The organism is Paenibacillus sp. JNUCC32 (assembly GCF_014863545.1).
Taxonomy (GTDB): Bacteria; Bacillota; Bacilli; order Paenibacillales; family Paenibacillaceae; genus Paenibacillus_AQ; species Paenibacillus_AQ lautus_A.
Genome location: NZ_CP062260.1, coordinates 6,259,992 through 6,284,071, shown reverse-complemented (window position 1 = coordinate 6,284,071; position 24,080 = coordinate 6,259,992). Strand labels below are relative to the sequence as shown.

General features: G+C 52.7%; 13 protein-coding genes. 3 read left to right on the top strand and 10 right to left on the bottom strand.

Features of this window, described 5'->3' with window-relative positions; all coding sequences use genetic code 11:
* Positions 1 to 63 precede the first annotated feature (63 nt).
* Positions 64 to 2,523: an O-antigen ligase family protein gene (locus tag JNUCC32_RS27695; protein WP_192570446.1), complete on the top strand. Its 2,460-nt coding sequence runs from the start codon at positions 64 to 66 to the stop codon at positions 2,521 to 2,523.
* Positions 2,524 to 2,601: 78 nt separating this feature from the next.
* Here JNUCC32_RS27695 and galU read toward each other — a convergent pair whose 3' ends face one another.
* A complete protein-coding gene (gene galU, locus JNUCC32_RS27690; RefSeq protein WP_192570445.1) occupies positions 2,602 to 3,474 on the bottom strand; it encodes a UTP--glucose-1-phosphate uridylyltransferase GalU in 873 nt (290 codons plus the stop codon).
* Positions 3,475 to 3,768: 294 nt separating this feature from the next.
* Here galU and JNUCC32_RS27685 point away from each other — a divergent pair, with 294 nt between their 5' ends.
* Complete coding sequence (locus JNUCC32_RS27685) at positions 3,769 to 4,815, top strand: acyltransferase family protein (protein ID WP_192570444.1); 1,047 nt, start codon at positions 3,769 to 3,771, stop codon at positions 4,813 to 4,815.
* A gap of 56 nt (positions 4,816 to 4,871) precedes the next feature.
* On the opposite strand, the gene JNUCC32_RS27680 is transcribed toward JNUCC32_RS27685, so the two are convergent.
* Positions 4,872 to 7,385, bottom strand: a complete 2,514-nt coding sequence (locus JNUCC32_RS27680; RefSeq protein ID WP_090909957.1) for a U32 family peptidase — start codon at positions 7,383 to 7,385, stop codon at positions 4,872 to 4,874.
* A 641-nt stretch (positions 7,386 to 8,026) separates the two neighbouring features.
* Positions 8,027 to 9,124, bottom strand: a complete 1,098-nt coding sequence (locus tag JNUCC32_RS27675; protein WP_192570443.1) for a DNA alkylation repair protein — start codon at positions 9,122 to 9,124, stop codon at positions 8,027 to 8,029.
* 528 nt (positions 9,125 to 9,652) lie between these two features.
* Between JNUCC32_RS27675 and JNUCC32_RS27670 the strand changes: the two genes are divergently transcribed.
* On the top strand, positions 9,653 to 10,861 hold the full coding sequence (locus tag JNUCC32_RS27670) for an MFS transporter (RefSeq protein ID WP_090909955.1): 1,209 nt from the start codon (positions 9,653 to 9,655) through the stop codon (positions 10,859 to 10,861).
* 227 nt (positions 10,862 to 11,088) lie between these two features.
* Here JNUCC32_RS27670 and JNUCC32_RS27665 read toward each other — a convergent pair whose 3' ends face one another.
* The 7 genes from JNUCC32_RS27665 to uvrB all read right to left on the bottom strand — a co-directional run bounded on the left by JNUCC32_RS27665 (position 11,089) and on the right by uvrB (position 23,842).
* Complete coding sequence (locus tag JNUCC32_RS27665; protein ID WP_192572742.1) at positions 11,089 to 13,044, bottom strand: GTP-binding protein; 1,956 nt, start codon at positions 13,042 to 13,044, stop codon at positions 11,089 to 11,091.
* Positions 13,045 to 13,289: 245 nt separating this feature from the next.
* The gene (locus JNUCC32_RS27660; protein WP_192570442.1) at positions 13,290 to 15,221 is read right to left on the bottom strand and encodes a stalk domain-containing protein; all 1,932 of its coding nucleotides are present in this window, start codon (positions 15,219 to 15,221) and stop codon (positions 13,290 to 13,292) included.
* Positions 15,221 to 16,297, bottom strand: coding sequence for a S1C family serine protease (locus JNUCC32_RS27655; protein WP_228468838.1), 1,077 nt, complete (start codon positions 16,295 to 16,297; stop codon positions 15,221 to 15,223). Before JNUCC32_RS27655 ends, JNUCC32_RS27660 begins: the two co-directional genes overlap by 1 nt.
* Positions 16,298 to 16,541: 244 nt before the next feature.
* On the bottom strand, positions 16,542 to 16,751 hold the full coding sequence (locus JNUCC32_RS27650) for a hypothetical protein (protein WP_009594213.1): 210 nt from the start codon (positions 16,749 to 16,751) through the stop codon (positions 16,542 to 16,544).
* A 218-nt stretch (positions 16,752 to 16,969) separates the two neighbouring features.
* Positions 16,970 to 18,550 (bottom strand): S-layer homology domain-containing protein, encoded by a 1,581-nt coding sequence (locus JNUCC32_RS27645; protein ID WP_192570441.1) that lies wholly within the window; start codon positions 18,548 to 18,550, stop codon positions 16,970 to 16,972.
* A gap of 332 nt (positions 18,551 to 18,882) precedes the next feature.
* Positions 18,883 to 21,750 (bottom strand): excinuclease ABC subunit UvrA, encoded by a 2,868-nt coding sequence (uvrA, locus tag JNUCC32_RS27640; protein WP_192570440.1) that lies wholly within the window; start codon positions 21,748 to 21,750, stop codon positions 18,883 to 18,885.
* Between the two features lie 100 nt (positions 21,751 to 21,850).
* Positions 21,851 to 23,842, bottom strand: a complete 1,992-nt coding sequence (uvrB, locus tag JNUCC32_RS27635) for an excinuclease ABC subunit UvrB (RefSeq protein WP_009594250.1) — start codon at positions 23,840 to 23,842, stop codon at positions 21,851 to 21,853.
* Positions 23,843 to 24,080 lie beyond the last annotated feature (238 nt).

Genomic DNA, 24,080 nt, shown 5'->3' with positions numbered 1-24,080 from the left:
TAGCTCCCTTCAAGTCATTATGCTAAAATATTGTCGTATCTACAAGAAAAGGAGCTAAATACGTTGTCGAATCCAGTATACGGTAAAAAAGCCGCTGAGTCGAGGATAGAAGGAAAGAAGTCTGCTTTGTTTTGGGTGTTAATATCAGGAATTATCTTGTTTCTGACATGGACACCATTCCAAACGGCTCTATTCAATGGTCAAGAGTTGCAATTCGAGAAACCAATCTTCTGGGCTGCTATTTTAGCATGTCTCCTAATGTTTCTTTGGACAGCGCAATACTATAAACAAATCAAACTCAAGGATGAAAGAGATTGGCTTGCTGTTGGTGTGCTATTACTGCCTCTAACTTACATACTATCCCTCATCAGCGCCGCTTCCCATAGTCTTGCCATGAATATGATCATCATAAATTGTATTTATGCCATTATGTTCATCATTGGCTTGTACGTACTCCGTGACAAGTTAGGGAACCGAATCATTCAAAATACAATTATGGCCGTAGCATATCTTATTGTTGGTTTCGGTCTACTTCATTGGTTTGGCCAGGGCAAGACTGCAGGTACCATTGCGAAATGGTTTTCTAACACGGTCCTAAACGGTACATATACTCATGCTGTAATGACTGACTCTAACGGTCTCCGTCTGACCTCGGTGTTCCAATACGCGAATACTTATGCTGCTTTTCTCATGGCTTTCTTATTTGCAGCAGTCTTTTTCGCTACGAAATCAAAAAAATGGTACGGCAAAGCCTTCCACAGCTTTATGCTGGTACCCATCATTGTATCGCTGTTGTTAACATTGTCTCGTGGTGGTCTGGTCATGCTGCCCGTAGTATTTGTTCTGCTGCTCCTATTCTTGAAGCCAGCTAAACAAATATTGTGGATACTGTACTGCGGTATAGCGGGTGTGGCTTCGCTGATCATTTCCAAACCGGTAACAGAGCTGGGCTTGAGTTTAAATGAAGCTTTCAGCAGCAGTGGCGCCCTTAAAGGTTGGGGCATTTTACTCGGTGCGTCCGCTATTGTAGGACTTCTTGGATGGGTCATTCAAAGTTTCATTGCTCCAAAACTGGAGAAAGCATTAAGCAATTGGTCCACTAAAAAAGCCTCCAACATGTGGATTCCCATCGGTTCCTTAGTTTTGGGTGGCTTGCTGATATTCCTATTCATCGGCACCAATCTCAAAAATGTATTGCCACAAAATATAAGCGTCCGGCTCGAAAACATTAACTTCAACCAACATAGTGTCCTTGAACGGTTGACATTCTACAAGGATGCCATGAAAGTTCTGGCTGACTACCCTATTATCGGTGCTGGCGGAGGCGCTTGGGCTTCACTGTATGAGCAGTATCAGAACAACCCTTATACAAGTACTCAGGCTCATAACTTCTTCCTTCAATACTTAATAGAGGTTGGTCTTATTGGCTTTCTAGTATTTATGTCATTCATTGTGTATATCTTCTATAAATACATCCGCGGGTACGTTCAAACTGATGATGAGGGACGCAACAGCCACTTCCTATATCTCATCTTGGTACTGTCAATATTGATTCACAGTATTTTGGACTTTAACATGAGTTACGTGTTCATGGGAATCCTTGTGTTCCTTGGACTCGGCGGCATGGCATCCGTAATGAACAGCAAACCAATTAAAAAATGGAATGTGCAAGATTCGACAGCAAGAAATATCTACTCTGCTATTGTAGGCCTTGCTTCTATTATTTTACTAATTACTTCTATCCGTTACGTACAGGCTGCTGAAGCTGGTTTGGAGGCTCGAAAAATTGTCCAGGTTAGTACATCGTTTGAAGAGATTAAGGCACCACTGGATAAAGATCTCAGCGTTCGACCTAGCCACCCGGAATCCGTCCTTCTATTAAACTCATTGTATCAATCTCTTTACCAACAGAGTCAGGATGAAGGCTTTTTCCAACTATCTACTAATCTCTTAAATCAAGTTCTTGAAGATGAGCCTCATAACAAATCCATGCTGAATCAATTAGTTAAGAGTTATGAAATGAACAAACAGCCTGAACAAGCTTATGAAATTCTTATCAATAATGCCTACAAGTTTAAATGGGATATCAATTGGTACGAGCAGATAATAAATAAAGGATATGACCTGGGAATGAAAGCTTTAGGTGAAGGGGATACTGCCGGAAAAGAAAAGTACTTTAATTCGGCAACATCAGCCTTTGATAAAGTACAAGAAGGTATCAAGCATTTAGCTACATTACCTGAAGGCCAATTCCAAGGTAATCCTTTTGAAAATACACCCGATATGATTCTCCATGCAGGTAAAATGTACTTCATGATGAATCAGCCAGAACAGGCTTCGGAAGCACTAAAGCTTGGCATACAAGAAGATCTCTCGCAATCAACCCAACAGGAAATTGTTCGTTGGTATCTGGCAGCATTGCAAAAGCAAAACTTAAGCGATGATGCCCTTATGGAGAAATTAACTCAAGTTGATCCGAATGCGAAGGATAATGTTCAACAGCTTGCTAATCTTCAATTCTAATTAAAATGGGACAGTTCGTGGTAGAAAACCTCTACCCAACTGTCCCTTTTTTCATATGTTAAGTCTTATTAGATTACTCTACTGAACCTTCGCCAAAACCCCACTCAAATAAGCAAGCAAATCATCTCTTAACTCTTCACGCTGCAATGCATAATGAATGCTGGTCTCAATAAAACCTAACTTCTCGCCGACATCATGGCGCATCCCGTCAAAGTGATATGCATAGATCGGACTCCGATGAGCTAAGGTGGAAAGCGCATCAGTCAGCTGAATTTCTCCGTTCTTCCCAACCTCTTGATTCTCCAGTAAGTCGAAGATATCCGGCGGCAAAATATAGCGGCCCATGATGGCTAGGTTGGAAGGCGCCTCGGCACGGGATGGCTTCTCTACCAATCTCGATGTTTCATAGATTCGGTTTGATTTCTGAAGTCCATCTACGATCCCGTACCGATCGACTTCATTCCAATCGACGGGCTGAACGCCCACAATGGCAGATTGGTAGGTGTCGTAGACCTTCATCATCTGTTTTAGGCAAGGTACTTCCGACTCCACGATGTCGTCGCCGAGCAGCACCGCAAACGGCTCGTCCCCGATGAATTTGCGTGCGCACCAAATGGCATGACCCAGCCCCTTGGGCTCTTTTTGCCGAATATAATGGATATCTGCCATGTTGGAGGGCTTACGCACTTCTTCAAGGAGGCTCCATTTCCCTTTCTCAGCTAGGTTATGTTCCAGCTCAAATGATGAATCAAAATGATCCTCAATCGCCCGCTTCCCCTTACCCGTCACAATGATAATGTCCTCGATGCCGGAAGCGACCGCTTCCTCGATGATGTATTGTATGGTCGGCTTGTCCACAATAGGTAGCATCTCTTTCGGCATCGCTTTCGTGGCCGGCAGGAACCGCGTACCAAGCCCAGCGGCCGGTATGATCGCTTTTCGAATGTTCATCCTATCTTCTCCATTCCCGTAAGTGTCCCATATTGATGACATTGTATCATGAGTCCGGCTAACCCATCGATTAAAATCGGTTTTTGTCTAAGGCAGGCGGCTTATTGTTCGTGGCCTTGCCGCTTAGGCCGAGTTGCCCCTCCCTTCACTTATCGGTTTTGATGTGGCTTTTTCAAGGAGAGACAGAAAACTGGAGACAATACCTTCCAACTTTAACCATGGAAAGCCCCCTTACCGTCCGATATACTAGTACGAAACTTCGATGGACCGAAAAGCCAAAGGAGCTGGTTGCTGTTGAAAGAGAGAGACGCCTATTTCGATAACCTCAAATTCATACTGATCCTGTTGGTAGTCGTGGGGCATCTCATCGAGCCGTTTAACGGCGAAGCAGCGATGGGAGCGATCTATCAGTTCATTTACTCGTTTCATATGCCGCTGTTTATATTTGCGGCCGGTTATTTCGCCAAATGCATTCAATCCCCCAAACAATACGTCGGCCTGCTGTCGGGACTGGTCGTGCCGTATTTCATATTCGAGACGCTCTATACCCTGTTCGACTATTACATGCAAGGCTTGGATCGGATCGATTTCACGTACTTTTACCCCAATTGGATCCTGTGGTTCCTGTTCAGCATGATGCTGTGGAAAATGCTTCTGCCATACCTGCTGATGCTCAAATACCCGCTCGTCGTCTGTTTCGCGATGTCCATCATGCTCGGGTACTCGATCGATGTCGACTATTACGCCAGCATTTCGCGCACGCTTTACTTCCTGCCCTTTTTTCTCATCGGGTATGTTTTCAAAAGGGAATGGCTGGATGCCATCAAGGCCCGGCCATTACAACTGCTCTCGATCATCCTGCTTTCCTCCGGATTTGTCTTGCTGTACGTCATATCGCCGATCCTGCCAACTAACTGGTTCTACGGGGCGATGCCTTACCTGGAGTTTGGCTTGGACTCGTGGTATGCAGGCCTCTACCGTATGATCACCTACGCCTTCACCGTCATCATGGGGCTATGCGTCCTCTCCCTCATTCCGAGGTCGGAAACGCCCTTCACGGACCGTGGGGTGAATACCATGTACGTCTTTTTGCTTCATGGGTTTATCGTCAAAACGATGCAGCATCTGGGCTGGTTCGAAGCGTTCCGGTCCACGGGAGGCAAGCTGCTGCTGATTCTGCTCGGCGCAGTCATAACCTGGCTGCTATCCTCGTCCTGGATCAAACGCGGCTTCAGTTGGATCGTCGAGCCGAACGTCGGGTTTCTATTCCATTATCGATCCAAGCACCGCCATGAACGCGCAGAAACGAAGCGTGCCGACGCAAAAAGGAGTGATGCCTAACTTGGCATCACTCCCTCATATTATCTCGGTATAAACGCAATCCGCGTACTGCTTCCTTACTTCACCAGCTGCCCCCGCGTAACGCCAAGCTGGTTGGTCGCCTTCAGCTTCTTCCACACCTGAGTGCCGCTGATCTCGCCTCGCAGGGCGCGGTTGTAGAGATCGATGACCTCGTGGACTTGCTCCGGCGTTTCCTCGAGGAATTCAACGCGGTAGCTGGATACGCCCAGCTCCATGAAGTTGGCCAGGTACTCGGCGCCGGATTGCTCGATGGCATTGTACACCGTGTTCCGACAGCCTTCGTCCACTCGAACCGGGTGGGACATGCCGATCCGGTCCTGTAGGGATACGCGGCTCTCTTCACAAGGACGTCCACAGTTAGTGAAGTCCGTTCCTTCGCTGAGGAAGGTACAGTACACGCAGTGCTCCGTATGGAACATCGGCAGATGCTGATGGATGACGATCTCCATCTTGGATGTGTCGGCCTTCCCGAGAAGATCCACCATCTGCTGGATGTTCAGGTCATAGGAAGGCGTGACGGCGTCGCATCCGGCTTCGACGAACAGGTCAACCGCCTTGTGGTTGGCAATGTTCAGGGAGAAGTCGCCGATCAGCCGGGGATGCTTCGCCCCCGGGTTCTCCATCCGGTGGCGCAGGTAGAAATACAGCGCACCGGTGTTGCGCACCAGCACGGCGTCCGGCTGGAGGCGCAGGATGTTGTTGTGGTAGCCGTTCTCGCCCGGCATGTGAATGCGCGGCGTTGCCAGCGCAATCTGCTTACCGGCTGCACGCACGGCTTCCACCGCTGCCGGGAACTGCTTGATGAACTCGAAGTCGGCGTAGATCATCTCGACGCCGGCCTCAAGCGCAGCCTCAACCTGCGGGAGGCTGCGGCACAGCGCGGTGAGCTTCGCCTCACCGCGGGCCACGGGCGCTGCGGGCGCAGCCGCATCGCCATACACCGACACCGCCCGTTTCACGTACACGGGCGGCTTCGGCCGCTCGCCGGCGAGCAGCTCCACCGCACGGCGGCGGATGCTGTTGAGCTCGCGAATCGGCACGATGACGTCGCCGTACAGGTCGACGTCGAGTGCCTCAAGCTGGAACACCGTTCCGCCCAGGCGGCCAAGCTGCTCCTCCAGGATCTCCTGGCTGAGCGGCCGCTTCTGGGCGATCTCCAGTTCCAGCTCCGAATCCACCTGGACCGTCGTGCCTTTCTGCACATCGGTCCACCAGGTCGACAGCGGCTGTCCAGGACGGCCGCTGACCCGCACATGTACCGGGAATACCCGGTACGGCTTCTCCGTCTCGTACGTCTGACGAAGGCGCTTATCCAGCGCCGGATCGTTCGTCTTCCAGATCCGATCGCCGACATGCAGCTTGCGCAGGTCTACGTCGCTCCGGCCGGGAACGATATCGACAATCCAGCCTTCCTGCGCTTCGCCCTCCAGCTTGACGCCTTTGCGGCGCACGTCGTAGACGCGTCCGCCTTCTTCTTTTTTCGTTGGGTCCCCGGCATCAAACACGATACCGTCCCCGCGCTTCAGCGGTGCATCCAGCTTGCAGACGACCCCATCGCGCAGAATCTGCTCCACCCGCCCGAGGTACACGCCGCGGCTTTTCGGGAACGTGCCCTCGACCAGCTTTTTATTGTTCGTTCCATCCAGGAAGCCATGGGTGAAGCCGCGGGAGAAGCTCTGCTGCAGCTCGCGAACCTCTTCCTTACTCGGTCTCGCATCCTCGCCGTCAAAATACCGGTCGATCGCCTTCCGGTACTTGCTCACGACGTTAGCCACGTATTCCGGGCTCTTCAAACGGCCCTCGATCTTGAACGAGGTCACGCCCGCTTCAATCAGCTCCGGCATCAGATCGATCGCGGCCAGATCTTTTGGCGAGAGCAAGTAAGCAACATCGCCCATCGGCTTCTGCTCGCCATCCACGATCAGATCGTACGGTAGACGGCAGGCCTGCGCGCACTCTCCGCGATTGGCGGACCGGCCGCCCCACATTTCGGAAGTCAGGCATTGGCCCGAATAAGATACGCATAGCGCACCATGCACGAATACCTCCATCGGCAGCTTCGCCTGCTCCCCGATCTTTTGGATTTGCTTCAAATTATTCTCGCGTCCCAGCACGACGCGTTCCATGTTAAACGGCTTCGTAAACTCGACGGCCTCCGGCGACGTAATCGTCATCTGCGTTGAGCCGTGGATCGGGAAATCCGGAGAAATCTCGCGAATCATTTTCACCAAACCCAGATCCTGCACGATCACCGCGTCCACGCCGGCATCCACGCACGCATCGATCAGCTCCTTGGCATCCTCCAACTCGTTCTCAAACACCAGAATATTGAAGGTCAGGAACCCCTTAACCCCATAACTGTGCAAAAAGGCCATAATTTCGGACAGCTCGTCCATCCGGAAATTGTTCGCCCGTGCGCGCGCATTAAATTTTTCGACCCCAAAAAAGATCGCGTCCGCCCCGTTCGCCACCGCGGCTCGCATGCAATCCCAATCCCCTGCCGGCGCCAGCAGCTCCACGTCTTCTCTTCGTAGTGCTTTCGTGTCCATCTATATCCTCCCAGACCGGTCCAAGCCGGCGTGCTGTGTACTACTATTCTTCCATTGAAACCTGCTAGCCATACTCTATGTTCATAGAACAGGGCATCCGACATCTATATCAATTGTTTGTAAACCATTTTAAAGCTTTTCAACTTATCTAGTGTACCAAAAGTCCGGCTTCTCTTCTACCTGCTAACTTGATTTCCACACATTTGATAGTGTTGCCATAATCCGCATGGCACTCGGTTTTGTGCAAAACAAAAACAAGCCCTCCCATCGGAAAGCTTGCCTCACATGATCCTCTGTGGCTGTTACTGGCGCATGATCACCGTGCGGGGCTAGTGCTCTTAATTCTCTTTTCTCTGCCTAAGGAGATTACTTTCCCTTACCTTTATGCCAGGGATGCCGCATTGGGATTTCAAAATCCTGTAGTCAGAATCTCCTTAACATCTCAGCGGTCGGCAGCCATCCAAGAATGTCCCAACGACCACGCACCGTGCACACAGGGAGCAGTGCACACGATGTACAAAACTTTAAAAAGGAATCGCCCCAATCCTTCAACTGGTTCCAGGATTCCTCCATTACAGTTTTATCTGTGCACGACCTGCCCCTAGGTTTGCCAGTACATCCCCTGCACCACGCCCCTACTCTTACTCCGCGCCCTCCAGCACAAAATCCATGCTGGCCAAACGCTTGCCGTTCACGACGATGTGAAGGCGGTGATCGCCGGAATAGAAGCGGCGGGTAGAAATCGGCTTAAACGATTGCTTCTTCTCGACCTTCCAGCATCCCGGCGCATAAATCTTGTCCGAGCATTTATAGCGTTTCGGCGCAAGCTTGCCGCTTGCCTTCATATAATCGATCTCGTAATCGATGCGGAGCGCCATCGGATAGCCGGTTTCGTTGACTACCTGAAAAGCGAACTCCAAATCGTCCCCCATCGTAATCACGGAACGTTTGATGCGCAGCTCGCGCACCTCCAGTCCTTCCAGCTTCTCAAGCTCCTCGTATCCGAAAATAGCCAGTGCCCGGATATCCCCTTTTCGCAGCAGCGAACGCAGCGCATGACGTACGATCCAATCCGTTAGCGGATGGCGGCCATACCATTTGGCTGCGATCTCCAACACAAGCTCCGGGTGATCCTTGGAGATATCGTTCAAGTGATTGGCGACGCTTTTTCTAACATACAAGGAGGAGTCCTCTTTCAGCTGCTCCAGAATCGGCAGCGCCGGGCGCGGATCCTTGATCAGGGCCGGCAGCTGCGGCGCCCAAGGCAGGCGCGGTCTGCAGCCTTCACTCGCCAATCGGCGCAGATGCTCGTCATCGGACTGCGCCCATGTCATCATCTGGGCCAGCATCCGATCCTGGTCCCGGATGATAAAAGGCCGGACGGCAAACTCCGCCGTGGAAAAATGCGTGAATACCGCCAAAGCTCCCATCGACGTCTCCAGATCATCCATGCCGTTCACCTCGACATAATCAGGAAAAAACACGTATTCCACGCCTCTGAAATGCGGAGCCACCTGCTTCAGGATCCCGACGGCTTCCGGGTAAGAAGCAGGCAGCGTGTCCGTTAAGGCCAGCGTAATATGCCGGATGCGCTGCTTGAACTCCTCCTGCTCCCAGGCTTCATTATGAATCAGCGTCATGAACCGGTCCGCATCGAATGCCGGATAAGCCTCCTTCAGCCGGTCGGTCACTTGCTGGAATAATGTATTCGAATATAGATCCTTCAGCGTTTCTCTCATATCAGATCTCCCCAAAAAATAATTTTTAAGATCTTGCATCCTCGTCTCATGGAATCCTGAAAGCCCTTTATTCATGCGATAAATCGGCGGTTCCACCTCATCCCCATATGAGCCGCCTACCGCTCTAACCCCATTCCCCGCCTCTTCCCAATCCAAAACATGTGGTGTAGGATGAAGTTGCACGCCTTTCGCTTTAGTGCGGTAGTCTGGTTGATTCCAGTTTACCAAATTGGGGGGGCGTTTTGCTTTATCCGCATCCGGATCGCCCTGTTGGGACCTCAACCGATGCACGGATGGACTGAACACCAATCGAGACCGCAAAGTCATACGTTTATCGACGTACTTACTCAAGTGAAAGATCCACATGTAAAGGAAGCGTTTCTTCCAAAAATAAGGCTGGTAAGCCCATGAAGCTTACACTTTCTTATTTCTGATACATGTAATACATACACCATTACTTATTTAAAAAAGACAGGAGGCGAAGCTCGAAGGAGTACAACAAATCGCACATCAGGAGATGAAGAAGACATGGAAAGTTGGAAAAAGAATTTATGGATACTATGGTTCGGCTCATTTATCGTTTCATCAAGCTTCTCGATGGTCATACCATTTCTCCCGCTTTTTCTGATTGAGCTCGGCGTTACCAAGCATACGGAATTGTGGTCGGGACTGCTGTTCAGTTCCGCTTTTTTTGCGGGCGCCTTGTCCTCTCCCTTCTGGGGAGCCGTCGGCGATAAATATGGACGCAAACCGATGATTATCCGCGCGGGCTTAGTGCTCTTTGTCATCTATGTACTGATGGCATTCGTCACGAACGAGTATCAAGTGCTGATTCTCCGCCTGCTGCAAGGCCTGCTCTCCGGCTTTATTCCGGGCGCGATCGCGATCGTAGGCACCAATACCCCCGAGAAAAAAGTCGGCTACGCCCTCTCCATGATGTCCACGGCCACCGCAACCGGCGGCATCATGGGCCCGATGATCGGAGGCACCCTGGCCTCCCTGTTCAGCAACCGGATGGCATTCGGATTGGCAGGGATGCTGTGCTTCGCAGCCACGCTGCTCGTCATATTCTGGGTCAAAGAAGAGAAATTCGTACCCAGCAAAGAGCGCGTCTCCGTCATGAACACGTTTAAGGTCGCCGGACACAACAAGGCGCTGATGACCGTGCTCATGCTTACGGTACTGACGCAGTTCTCCGTCATGACGATCGAGCCCGTACTGCCGCTGTATATCGCTCAGATCGGCGGCTCTTCATCGCATACCTCGATGATTGCCGGCTTTGTGTTCTCCATCGTCGGGATCGCCAGCATCCTGTTTGCGGCCCGCTGGGGACGCCTGGCCGATAAAATCGGGTTCCAAAAGGTGCTGCTGATCGGCCTGCTCGCCAGCGGAATCGGATCGCTCGCCCAGATCCTGTTCAGCAACATTTGGGCATTCTCGGCCATCCGCTTTGCTTACGGCGCGTTCTTTTGTGCCGTGTTCCCGGCACTCAACGGCCTTGTGGTCAAACATACGCCTAGCGAATTCCGCGGGCGCGCGTTCAGTCTCAACCAAACCGCCAACCAAATCGGCGGGATGGCCGGGCCGCTCGCGGGCGGCATGATCAGCGGCATCTTTAACATTCACTCGGTATTCTTAATGACAGGCGTCTTAATGCTGATTACGACCGCCATTACGTATTGGACGATGCGGCCGTCTCGCGGGCAGCCTGTAGAAAAAGGCTCTCTTTCTTCATAAATGTCTCCCGTATGCGCACGCGTTAAGTTTTGATATGACGCGTGCGCAACTCATTACGGATATCAATAAACCCTCTCCCACGTTCTTTCCGAGAAGCTCTTTTTCATGAACCAGCATGTACATACACGAATCCCACAGCTATCTTCAATCACACCTTATTGAATGAATCCTCCAACTCCCTTACAACCGCGAACCTCTTGCGTAACAACTTGGTCTCTTCCACCGCTTCACACATGCATGTGACGATCCGCTTCATCCCAAGGCACCGCATAACCGCTGCCCTTGGCGCAGAATATCGAAGAGGAGCTGTATTCCGGGTCTGCGTTCTTGTCGTATCCTTTGCGTTCAATGACCTCTGCCTCGTTATGGCACCGGTCATATCCGCCGTATACCAGCGATATCGTTCCTCTTCCTTTGGTGTACGCCGCTAATTCCATTCCATATTTCATCATGGTGGATACGGGTGCCGATCCCGTGACCGTTACCTTGTCTCCCACCGTTTCCGGAGGATCGAAGCTTGCTTTGGCCTGTGTCAAATCGGACATTAACCGTCCGATAAACTCGGCATCCACCTTTACCTTGAAATGATAGTATGGCTCCAACAGCAGACTGGTTGTTTTCTCCAGCCCCTGTCGCAAAGCGCGATACGTGGCTTCCCTGAAATCGCCGCCATGCGTATGCTTGTTGTGCGCCCGTCCCTTCAGCAGGGTAATTTTCATATCAGTGACCGGCGAACCTGTAAGCAGCCCGTGATGATCCCTCTCGCCAACATGCTGGGCAACCAGATGCTGATAATTAACCGGCAGCATATCCGGATGGCACGCATTGGCAAACACGATGCCGCTGTTCCGCTCTCCCGGCTCCAGCCGGAGGTGCACCTCCGCGTAATGCTTCAGCGGTTCAAAATGGCCGCTTCCCACAACAGCCTCCGTTATGGTCTCTTTATATAAAATCTCCGGCTCGCCAAACGCAATGCGGTAACCGAACCGCTCAAACACGATTCGTTCCAGCACTTCAAGCTGAATGATGCCCATCACATGAATATGAATCGCCTGTGCCGGCTCGTCCCACTGCACGGACAGGGAAGGATCCTCCGCATCCAGCAGCTGGAAGCAGCGCAGCATATCCTTGGGATGAATCGAGGACTCGAATTGCACCTTGGACTTCAGCGTCGGCACCAGCTCGTACACCGTCCGGCCGCTAAGAGCCCCCATCCCGACTCCTGCCGCAGCAGCGGAAATGCCGGTAACCGCAAACAGGTCGCCCGCATGCACACGGTCGACAGGGGTTGCCCGCCCCCCATTGATCAAGCGGATATGCGTCACCTTCTCCGTGATCGTCTCCGTTCCGGAGACATACGTGATTTCTTCCCGCACCTGCAGCGTGCCGCCAGTGGCTTTGATATAGGTCAGCCGGGCGCCCTGTTCATCATGGCGAATCTTATAAGCCCTCCCGGCAAATGCCGCCTCGGGATCGTAATCCGTTACCGTCAGCAGATCCAACTGATGCATGAAATGGGTTACGCCCACGTTCTGCAGGGCGGATCCGCTGAAGCACGGAAACAGCTCCCCCTTCCGCATCATTGCTATCATCGCATCCAGCCACCGCGAAACCTCATATCCCTCTTCCATATAGAGCTCCAGCAGCTTCTCGTCCCGCTCCGCAATAAACTCAATGAGCGAAGACTGCATCAGGCCTTCCTGCAGCACATCCTCCTCGGTGACCCAACAGACGTCTTCGGCAAGCTCGCTGCGAATCTCCGCCAGCACGCGCGGCACGTCTGCGCCTACCCGGTCGATTTTATTGATAAACAGGAACGTCGGCACGCCATGCTTGCGCAGTAACTGCCATACCGTCTCCGTATGCCCCTCGACACCTTCCACGGCGCTGATGACGACAACGGCGGCATCCATGACTTGTATGGCCCGCTCCATTTCCGGCGAGAAGTCGACGTGACCCGGCGTATCGATTAAATAATACGTGGAACCGTTAAAATGCATGGTGGCCTGATCGGCAAATACGGTAATGCCCCGTTCTTTTTCAATGTCATGACGATCAAGATATGCGCTCTGGTGATCCACCCGGCCGCGCTCCTGAATCGTATGGGTCGTGTATAACAACTGCTCCGCCAGCGTGGTCTTGCCCGCATCCACGTGGGCGAACATGCCTATCGTTTTTTTCATCCGCTTATCCCTCTTCTGCAAGCCGGTTTCATGAATGATCCATTTGCTCTCACTTTTTAATTTTAACATATCAGGCTCCCTGATCGGCACATATGTTCTACATTATTCGGATGAGGGCCCGTCATTCCGCTGCCTAAACCAAAATAGCTGCCCATCCGCACCATGAGTGCAGCAGGACAGCTATCGGTGTTATCAAACATTCGCTTTATTCCATATGATGTGAGTTCATAATTCCATTCTGCGGGTTATTTCACGAGCTCAAACGAGGTGAGCGTACGCGCCAGCGCCGCTTGCTGCACTTCCGTTGCATTGGCATCATTCAGCGTTGTCATGATCGTGTACGCGATATCCCCGCTTTCAAAGACGATTTCCTCGGTCGTATAACCAACGCCGTTCTTCACCTGATGCACCTTGAACGACACGGCAGGCACGCCGGCAAACGTGATCTTATCGACGCCCAGCAATTTCACCGACGAAGCCGTGCTGGCTTCGTTATAATACCGTTTCAGATTGCTGACGATGACTTCAGCTGTTGTATCCTTTTGGGCGGTAATTTCAAAGCCGCCCCCGGCAAAGCCATACTCCACGATTCCCTGCTCGAACTGATCGTTCAGCGGCTCCCAGTACCTCGGAATATCGATATGATAGCGGTACGTCTCGGAGCTTTTGCTTCTCATCTTGGTTTTATCGGTCAGGTAGCCCTCTTCGCCGATGCGGCCGAAATTTGCCGGTACCACATCGTAATCGATCTCGATTGATTCGAGAACCTTTTTCCAGTTGGAAGCCGTCCGTTCCTGCCCATCCGGTATCGCATACTCCAGATAATAGCGGTAGCCGTTCTTCTGGACCATCACCTCATATTCCGTTATCCATTTATTCCCGAAGTTGTACCGAACCTCTTGAATCTGCCCTTTGACGCCGGAAATCTCCACAGGCGTAAGTCCGACGTATTCGTACGATTCCTCGACAAAGGATTCGGCCAGCCAGTCTTTAAGGCGCTGCCCCCAAGCGGCGAGGGTACCATCGGCCGCCGTCGGAGCGGATGTCACCGAGACGGACAGATAGCCCTCTCCTTCGCTGCCGTATAACATATCCTTGTTGTTGATTTCCCAGCCTGCCGGAATGCCGAACCATATGCCGTATTCTTCGTTTCCTGCTTCGCGGAACCCATCCACGATGGAGGATACGTCTTTTACAGATTTGTCTTCTGCCCGATATGCCGTTCGGAAAGAGCCCAGCAAGCCTGCGTGTTGGTCCATATCTTTATAGTGAACCGCTTCGGCATCGGCAAAATACAGTTCATAAACGCGGTCGTTGGCATAGTACTGCCGACCTTCCCACAAGACGCCGTCAACATCGCGGGAGACCACTCTGGCATACGGAACCGCTGCGCTTGTGACCGTCTCTTGGTGCAGCACAACGTCTCCGGAGTCGCCCACTTCCTTCAGGAGCCGTTCCAGCAGATCATCGGGACTCAGCTTCACCTTGTGGGAGGATGCGTGCACCTCCAGGTAATAGCGGCCCGTAGCATCATTGAAAGCCGAACCGCTCTCATCGTCCGTGCCTCTTCCAACCATCATCCAGGAGGGATAATTCAAACTCCATTCATAATAGCTGTTCCCGATTCGGGTCTTCCCGGTCGTGTTGTTGATTTCGCCCTCGTCCTGCTTCTCTTCCTTATCCGTGACCATGAGGCTGATGGCCAGCTTGCCCTGGGAGGAGCTTACCTTGGCGCCGATTCCCGCCGCAACCGGGCGCAGCGGCACCATCAGCGTACCGGACACCATGGTCGGTTCCACCGGCAGCTGCACCTTTTTCCCGTCGATCCATGCCGTCTTGTTGTCCATGACGAGCACGACCGTATGCGGCCCTTGCAGCAGCCGTATCCGGTTCTCGCCCTCCAGCCTGATCTCGCTGCCAAACGCTTTCTTGAATACGCCCAGCGGTACCATCAATACGCCATGCTTCAGCTGCGGCTTGGCAATCGTGTAGGAAGTGCCATTGACCGAGGCTGTGCTGCTGCCGTTTTGCACGGTCAGTATACGCTTCTCCGGCACAACCGCTTCATCTCCCCATGCGGGAAGAGACAACGTCGTAAATAACATCAGCGCCGATAAGGTTCCGGCTGTCACCTGCCGCAGGCGACGGCTAGTTTCCGTTCTTTCTCTCTTGTCCATTACTCGGCCTCCCCAACGCTTGACGAAGCAGCTCCGTTACCGTCCTGGCTGAGCGTCAGTTTTACGTTCACGATATCCCCATCCCGCTGCATCAGCAGCTGAACCTGCTGACCGGGAATATAGGGCTTTAACCGTTCGTTGATATCAACAACGGAATAAATGCGCTTGCCGTTAATCGCATATAATACGTCATCCTCTTGAATGCCGGCCTGCTTGGCCTGCTCGGACAACACCTTCGTAACGGTCAACGGATCGTCCGAAGGGAGACCCACGATGGCGGACCAGCTCTCTTCCAGCTCCAATCCGAGTCCGGCTCTAATCACCTCGCCGTATTCCAATAAATGCCCCACAACGTAGCGGACCGTTTCCGCAGGTATGGAGAAGCCCATGTTTTCAATGCCGACGGCGGCGAACTTCTTGCTGTTGATCCCGATGACCTCGCCCTTCAAGTTGACGAGCGGGCCCCCGCTGTTGCCCGGGTTAATGGCGGTGTCGGTTTGAATCAGGCGATAAGAGCCGTCTACGCTCCGGTTTAGCCCGCTAACCACGCCCACCGAGGCCGAGTTTCGCAGCGAGAACGAGATCGGCGTGCCAATGGCAACAACCGTTTCCCCGACTAGCGCATGCTGCGCTGTTGCCGCAAATTTGGCCGGCTTCAGGGACTTGGCATTGATTTTGACCAACGCAATATCGCTCTTGGGATCGCTGTATACGCCCTTGGCTTTATAGGATTTGCCGTCTGCGGTCACGACCGTGATTCCGGTAAGCCCGTCCACCACATGGGCGTTCGTCACGATCCAGCCGTCCGACTTCCAGATGACTCCCGTGCCATGCGCCAGGTTGTATCTGTCGTCCACTTCGCCGCTTCCTTGAGCGGCCTTCCCGATAATGCCGACCACCGACGGCGACATCCGGCTGATGACTTGAGGCACCTCGTTTTGCTCATATGTATTCTTAGGCTTCGCGCTTGCTGCATCCGCAACCTCTGCCTGTGTGAGCATGCCGCTGCTTCCTGCCAAAATGACGGTCCCCAGCAGCATGGCCGCGGATCTTTTTTGCCATTGTACGTTTTTCAATTGGTATGTTCCTCCCCCGGTTCCATCCTCTACCCAACTTGTACTCCTCAATTTATCATGTTTTTCCATTTGTAACCATTGCTGATAGACCTATTTCTTTTACGTTTTTCCTGCGGATCGTGTAACTTGCCCTCGAAGAAACAAAAAGACGCCTTCACACTGCAGGTAGCAGAAGGGCGTCTTGTTTGTATGTATTTCATTCCATTCGTCATGAAGCCGCTTTAATAGCGTGCATCACGCCAACCTAATTGTTAAACCATCCTGTAATCATGGCATAGTCAGAATACAAGAACACAAATAAGCTGACGAGACCGAAAGCGATTGCGAATTTATTTTTTTGACGGGCCATCAACAGGCGAACCACGCCAACAAAGATCAGAATCGTAAACAAAATCATGAAAATATCAAATGTCTTAAATGTCGCGGTCGCATCCGATGCTGCTGCAAGGATCATGAAACGTACCTCCTCGTGGGTTTCTTCTCGGGCAAATTTACATATCTTCTTCTATGTTATCCATGTGCCCGTCCAGATGCAAGCCCTCCGCCCCTAAAAATGAAAAAAAGTCATAGAAATTTCTCATTTTTAACCAAATTGTCAGACATTAGCATGACTTTCATCATGGCAGGGACTAGATCAAGCTAACGAAATGGAACCTAACACAGGTTGTTCCGTTATCCAAGAGGTACCCGGGTGGGATCGAGAATGGGATCCTCATACTCCTCCTGATCCTTTTGTTCCTCTGGAGCCGACTCCTGCTCGGTTACCGTCTCCTCCGCCAGATCCTCGCTTGGCAAAGCCACGGAAGGATCCATGATCGTGATCCGATCCACGGGGTCCTTTCTGACATCCAAAGTTACCTCGTTGGACGGTTCGCTGCGGATATGCCATTCGTTCACGGCGACCACATGAATCGTATACCGGCCGGGCAGACCTGCCAGCATATGGAGATTCGGAATGAGATAGGCCGGGCTCTCTAACGGTTCATCGTTCAAACGTGCCCCCGTTCCGTCGGGTCCTGTGTAGTATACATGATAGGTTACGCCTTCCTGTGCATCTGACCAGGTTAAAGCAATGGATTCATCTTCCTCATTTAGGATGGCCTGAAGGCCCGACACTTTATTCGGGCGGCTCGAAACTTCGTTAGAGTAACCGCTCTTGCCGAAGCTGTTCACAGCCTCGATCACGTAGTAAGAGGGCTCTTGAAAACGTACATCCGTAATGGCATAAGAACCTGCGTCCACATTCGATCCCTCAGCCAATAAGGCATACCCCGCTCCCGATTGTCCGCTGGAATAGATATTGTAGGTCACGCCCTGCTGATGCGTCCAGGTTAATTGAGCCTGCCCCTTCACATGGTGGAACTTCAGATCATTCGGAGCTGATGGTGCCGTTGTTGGCAAAGCCTCCGATACGGTAGCTGAAGGTCCCGTCTCTGTCGGAGCTTGCGTTGGTCCGGAATGAACAGGAGTTGCCGAGGTTGTTCCCGATGAAGTAGCAACGACGCCATGAATGACAGGAAGAGGGCTATTCGGCGGCGGTGTTTCCGTTTCGCTCACGGCAGCGTTCAAATCGATTGACTCCACGGATTCCAGCCATTTGGCTGTAGCCCAGACAGCTTCTTTCCGAGTGACGGTACCCTTGGGGTTCAAACCGTCAATGCCGGATACCCGAAACAGTCCTAATTCCAAGGCCAGTGCCATAGCTTCCTTGGCATCATTGCTGTAGGATCCCTCCTCTAAATTCTGCTGTGAAGGTTCCGCGCCGGATCCGATCTTATCGGATATCCCTCGCAGAGCTCTTTGATACAGCATAGCCATATCCTGACGCGTCAGCGGCAATCCGAGCCCGAATCTCCCGTTGCCGACCCCTTTGACCAGCCCTTCCTGAACCGCAGCTTCGATCGCGGTGAAGGCATAATGATCCTTAGGCACATCCTTAAAGGTAATGACTTCCGGAGGACTATCCGCGTTTAGGTTTAACATGTGGACGATGAATATGACAAAATCCTGCCGGCTTATAGCCTCTGTCGAGCTAGACTTCCCCTGCCCGTCTAGGGGAAGGAACCCTTTATTTAATCGGGTAAGGGCTTCCTGTGCATTGAAGTGTTTCACACCCGAAACGGATACCCCCATCTCTGCCTGCACGCGATCCGTAACGGGTCCCCCTACCTCTGCCTGTACGCCGTCGGTTGAGTTTATGTATAAAGCACTTGCTGCCAAAACGATCAGAATGGAACAGGTGATCCTCTTCATACAATCCCTCCGTTTTAACGAAATCACCAAGATCATACCATATCTTGGAATACGAAGATATTGGAGGATAGCATGAAAATAACGCCGGACATAAGTGCATTCCTTGAAGTTTTCTCTAAATGACTTGCTCGCCGCTCCCTGCTCGCACGGTTCGTGGTCCGGGGCATGCTCGGATGGCTGTCGACCATCACAAAAAAAGAGCCCCTGGCAATTCCACCAGGGACTCCTCTCATTTTCTTATCGATGCCGGCATTGAGAATGGCAATGTGCCATTCCCATTGCTAGGCAATTCCCATGCCGACAAAGAACAACTTTACGTCCGCTAACGTTTATTAGCGGGCTGCTTCCACCTTGTTCAATTCCTCGGTTCGCTTCGTATCGCGTTCCAGAATCGGCTTCAGATACTTGCCTGTGTAAGACTCAGGCACCTTGACCAGATCCTCAGGCGTTCCCGTAGCGATAATGGTACCGCCGCCGCTGCCGCCCTCCGGACCCAGGTCGATCAGATAGTCCGCGGTCTTAATGACATCGAGATTATGCTCGATGACGAGGACGGACTCCCCGGATTCCACCAGGCGGTGAAGCACGACGAGCAGACGATCGATATCGTCCACGTGCAGGCCGGTGGTCGGCTCATCCAGGATATACATCGTTTTGCCTGTGCTGCGGCGGTACAGCTCGGAAGCCAGCTTCACGCGCTGCGCCTCGCCGCCGGACAGCGTGGTGGCAGGCTGACCCAGCGTAATGTAGCCCAGGCCCACATCCATCAGCGTTTGCATCTTACGGTGAATTTTCGGAATGTTCTGGAAGAAATCCGTTGCATTCTCCACCGTCATCTCCAGGACTTCGGCGATGTTCTTGCCTTTATATTTGACTTCCAGCGTTTCGCGGTTGTAACGCTTGCCCTTGCAAACTTCGCAAGGCACGTAGATATCCGGCAGGAAGTGCATCTCAATCTTGATAATGCCGTCTCCGCGGCAGGCCTCGCAGCGTCCGCCCTTCACGTTAAAGCTGAAGCGGCCCTTCTTGTATCCGCGAATCTTCGCTTCATTCGTCTGGGAATATATATCCCGGATATCGTCGAAGACGCCTGTATAGGTTGCCGGGTTGGAACGCGGCGTACGGCCGATCGGAGATTGGTCGATGTCGATGACCTTCTCGATGTGCTCCAGACCTTTCATTTCACGGTATTGCCCCGGACGTACCTTCGCCCTGTTCAAATCCCGAGCGAGCGTCTTGTACAGGATCTCGTTGACCAGCGTCGACTTGCCGGATCCGGATACGCCCGTTACCGCCGTAAACACGCCAATCGGAATCTTCACGTTAATATTTTTCAGATTGTTCTCTTTCGCGCCCTTAATCTCCAGCCAGCGTCCATCGGTCTTGCGGCGCTTGCTGCTGACCGGAATGAACTTACGCCCGCTCAGGTATTGGCCCGTCAGCGAGTTGGGGTCGTTCATAATCTCCTTCGGCGTTCCTTCCGCAATGACTTGGCCGCCATGAATACCTGCGCCCGGGCCGATGTCGATGATATAGTCCGCGGCCATCATCGTGTCTTCGTCATGCTCGACCACAATCAGCGTATTGCCCAAATTCCGCATATGCTCCAGCGTGGAGATCAGTCGGTCGTTATCCCGCTGATGCAGCCCGATGCTCGGCTCGTCCAGAATGTACAGCACGCCCATGAGGCTCGATCCGATCTGCGTGGCTAACCGGATCCGCTGCGCTTCTCCGCCGGACAGCGTTCCCGCCGAACGGCTGAGGGTCAGGTAATCCAGCCCGACATTAACCAGGAAGCCCAAGCGGCTGTGAATCTCTTTCAAGATGAGATTGGCAATCTGTTTTTCTTTCTCGCTAAGCTCCAGATGATCGAAGAATTTCAGGGACTCTCCGATCGACAAGCTGGTAACATAGGCCATGTTGCGATCATTGATCGTAACGGCCAAGCTTTCCTTACGGAGACGATGGCCTTTGCATACATCGCACGGCTTGCTGCTCATATAGCCTTCGATGTATTCGCGGATACCCTCGGAGTTCGTATCGCGGTAGCGGCGTTCCAGATTCGGAATGATGCCCTCGAAGGTGACGTGCGCTTCCTTCCGCTGACCGAAGTCATTCTCATAACGGAAGTGAACCTTCTCTTTGCCCGTGCCGTACAACAGTTTATTCATCTGTTCCTGGCTAAAGGTACTGACCGGCTTGTCCAGCGGAATGCCGAAATGCGCGCAGACCGATTTCAAAAACTGCGGATAATACGTGGATGTGCCCCCGCTCCATGCGGCAAAGGCGCCTTCCTCGACGCTTTTGCTCATATCCGGCACAAGCAGCTCTGGATCCACGATCATCTCCACGCCCAAGCCGTCGCAATCCGGGCAAGCACCGAAAGGCGTATTGAAGGAGAACATTCGCGGCGTCAACTCTTCCATGCTGAAGCCGCAGATCGGGCAGGCAAAGTTGGAGCTGAACCTCAGCTCCTCCTGACCCATGATATCGACCAGGAGCTGGCCGCCTGACAGGTTCAGTGCCGTCTCGATCGAATCGGCGAGGCGGGCCTCGATATCTTCCTTCACCACGATCCGGTCCACTACCACCTCGATCGTATGCTTTTTATTCTTCTCAAGCTCGATGTTCTCCGACAGATCGCGAAGCTCCCCATCGACGCGCACCCGAACGAAGCCCTGCTTCGCAATGTCGGCAAACAGATTTTTGTGCTCGCCCTTGCGGCCGGAAATGACCGGCGCGAGAATTTGCAGTCTCGTCTTCTCGGGATACTGCATGATGCGGTCTACCATCTGCTCGACCGTCTGGGAGGTAATTTCCACCCCATGGTCCGGACAGTGCGGGTGTCCGACCCGGGCGAACAGCAGACGCAAATAATCGTAAATTTCCGTCACGGTGCCTACCGTCGAGCGCGGATTGCGGCTCGTGGTTTTCTGGTCAATCGATATCGCCGGCGACAGGCCTTCAATGGAATCGACATCCGGCTTCTCCATCTGTCCGAGGAACTGGCGCGCATAAGCGGATAAGGATTCCACGTAACGGCGCTGACCCTCGGCATAAATCGTATCGAATGCGAGGGAGGATTTGCCCGAGCCGCTAAGCCCCGTCAGAACGACAAACTTGTCACGCGGTATCGTGACGTCGATATTTTTCAGATTGTGTGCGCGGGCGCCTTTGATCACAATTTTTTCACTGGCCAAACGATATCATCTCCTACTCCATATGGCATGCATGTGGTGCTTATATTTCACAAAGAGAACGACCGCATAGGCCGTCCCCCTTGTCATTCGTCTCTCCTTATTACTCGGCTTGCAGTTCCAGCAGCGCGTCACGAAGCTCGGCCGCACGCTCGAATTGCAAATTCTTCGCCGCTTCCTTCATCTCGGCCTCGAGGCGTTGGATCAGCTTCTGACGCTCTTTCTTCGACATCTTCTGTCCTTCGCCCACCAGGTAATCCGCCTTGCCCTCGGCGACCTTCGTCGCTTCGATGACATCGCGCACCTTCTTGCGGATCGTCTGCGGCGTGATGCCGTGCTCCTCGTTGTAAGCAACCTGGATGCTGCGACGGCGCTCGGTTTCCTTGATCGCCCGATCCATCGAATCGGTGATCTTGTCGCCGTACATGATAACCTTGCCTTCCGAGTTCCGGGCCGCCCGTCCGATCGTCTGGATGAGCGAGCGGTCGGAACGCAGGAAACCTTCCTTGTCCGCATCCAGAATCGCTACGAGGGAAACCTCCGGCAGGTCAAGACCCTCCCGTAGAAGGTTAATACCCACCAGCACGTGGAATGTACCAAGCCGCAGATCTCGCAGGATCTGCATCCGCTCCAGCGTTTTGATATCGGAGTGCATGTAACGGACCTTGATTCCGATTTCCTTCAGGTAATCGGTCAAATCCTCGGCCATTTTCTTCGTGAGCGTGGTCACGAGCACGCGCTCGTCCCGGTCCACGCGGTCATGGATCTCGCCGATCAAGTCATCGATCTGCCCTTCGGTCGGGCGCACGTCGATGATCGGATCGAGCAGGCCTGTCGGCCGGATGATCTGTTCGACCATCGTATCGCAGTGCTCCATCTCATACGGTCCCGGCGTGGCCGATACATAGATGATCTGGTTCACCTTCTCCTCGAATTCCTCGAACTTCAGCGGCCGGTTATCGAGCGCGGACGGCAAGCGGAAGCCATGATCAACCAGCACCGTTTTACGTGCCCGGTCACCGTTGTACATCGCGCGGATTTGCGGCAGCGTAACGTGCGACTCGTCAATGACGAACAGCATGTCGTCCGGGAAGTAATCGAGAAGCGTATATGGCGTAGCCCCAGGCTCCCTGAAGGTCAGGGGACCCGAATAGTTCTCGATCCCGGAGCAGAATCCGACTTCCTTCATCATCTCGATGTCGTAACGGGTGCGCTGCTCCAGCCGCTGAGCCTCCAGCAGCTTGCCTTCCGAGCGCAGCAGTTCAAGGCGCTCTTCCAGTTCGCGTTCGATATTCACGAGCGCTACCCGCATCGTCTCTTCGCGGGTGACGAAGTGAGACGCCGGGAAGATGGCGATATGCTCGCGTTCCCCAACCAGCTCGCCCGTCAAAACGTCGATCTCCGTGATCCGTTCGATCTCGTCGCCGAACAGCTCGACGCGGACGGCATGCTCTCCCTTCGAGGCCGGGAAGATCTCGACGACATCCCCGCGCACGCGGAACGTGCCGCGCACGAAGTTGATATCGTTCCGCTGGTATTGGATATCGACCAGCCGCGACAGAATCTCGTTGCGAGGCTTCTCCATGCCCACCCGGAGCGAAAGCAGCATTTCTCCGTACTCGTGCGGCGAACCCAAACCGTATATGCAGGATACGCTCGCCACGATGATGACGTCGCGCCGTTCGAACAGCGAGCTCGTGGCGGAGTGGCGAAGCTTATCGATCTCTTCATTAATGCTGGAATCCTTCTCGATATACGTATCGGAGGAAGGAATGTAGGCTTCCGGTTGATAGTAATCGTAATAACTCACGAAATAATCCACCGAGTTGTTCGGGAAGAATTCCTTAAACTCACTGGCCAGCTGCGCAGCCAGCGTCTTGTTATGCGCAATGACGAGTGTGGGACGGTTTACCTTGGCGATTGTCTGCGCGATCGTAAACGTCTTACCCGTTCCTGTTGCACCTAGCAGCGTCTGATGTTTTTTCCCTTGGCGGAGTCCTTCGACCAACGCATCAATAGCCGTGGGCTGATCGCCCTGCGGCTGGAATTCAGACTGGATCTCAAAGGATTTGGTACTGACAACTAAATCGCTCATTGCCCTTCATCACCCTCATACTCTAAAATGAAATTCATGCTAAAAGATATGTCGAAACTTCCCGATGATATACTATGGGAAATTAGTGGTGTCTGCGTAAGGAATAAGAATATTTGTTCCCGTCTCATTATACCCTTTACGTTTTTTTGATGCAAACAGTTTAGTGAAAATTTCAATAAGTTCCAGGGCAAATCTTTAAGTCCCCGGCTTCCACGACTTCGGGAGCCTTCAGTGTTCA

Coding starts and splice junctions, on each gene's coding strand:
- galU (WP_192570445.1), bottom strand. CDS start 3,474: ATGAACATTCGAAAAGCGATCATACCGGCCGCTGGGCTTGGTACGCGG.
- JNUCC32_RS27680 (WP_090909957.1), bottom strand. CDS start 7,385: ATGGACACGAAAGCACTACGAAGAGAAGACGTGGAGCTGCTGGCGCCG.
- JNUCC32_RS27675 (WP_192570443.1), bottom strand. CDS start 9,124: ATGAGAGAAACGCTGAAGGATCTATATTCGAATACATTATTCCAGCAA.
- JNUCC32_RS27670 (WP_090909955.1), top strand. CDS start 9,653: ATGGAAAGTTGGAAAAAGAATTTATGGATACTATGGTTCGGCTCATTT.
- JNUCC32_RS27665 (WP_192572742.1), bottom strand. CDS start 13,044: ATGAAAAAAACGATAGGCATGTTCGCCCACGTGGATGCGGGCAAGACC.
- JNUCC32_RS27660 (WP_192570442.1), bottom strand. CDS start 15,221: ATGGACAAGAGAGAAAGAACGGAAACTAGCCGTCGCCTGCGGCAGGTG.
- JNUCC32_RS27650 (WP_009594213.1), bottom strand. CDS start 16,751: ATGATCCTTGCAGCAGCATCGGATGCGACCGCGACATTTAAGACATTT.
- JNUCC32_RS27645 (WP_192570441.1), bottom strand. CDS start 18,550: ATGAAGAGGATCACCTGTTCCATTCTGATCGTTTTGGCAGCAAGTGCT.
- uvrB (WP_009594250.1), bottom strand. CDS start 23,842: ATGAGCGATTTAGTTGTCAGTACCAAATCCTTTGAGATCCAGTCTGAA.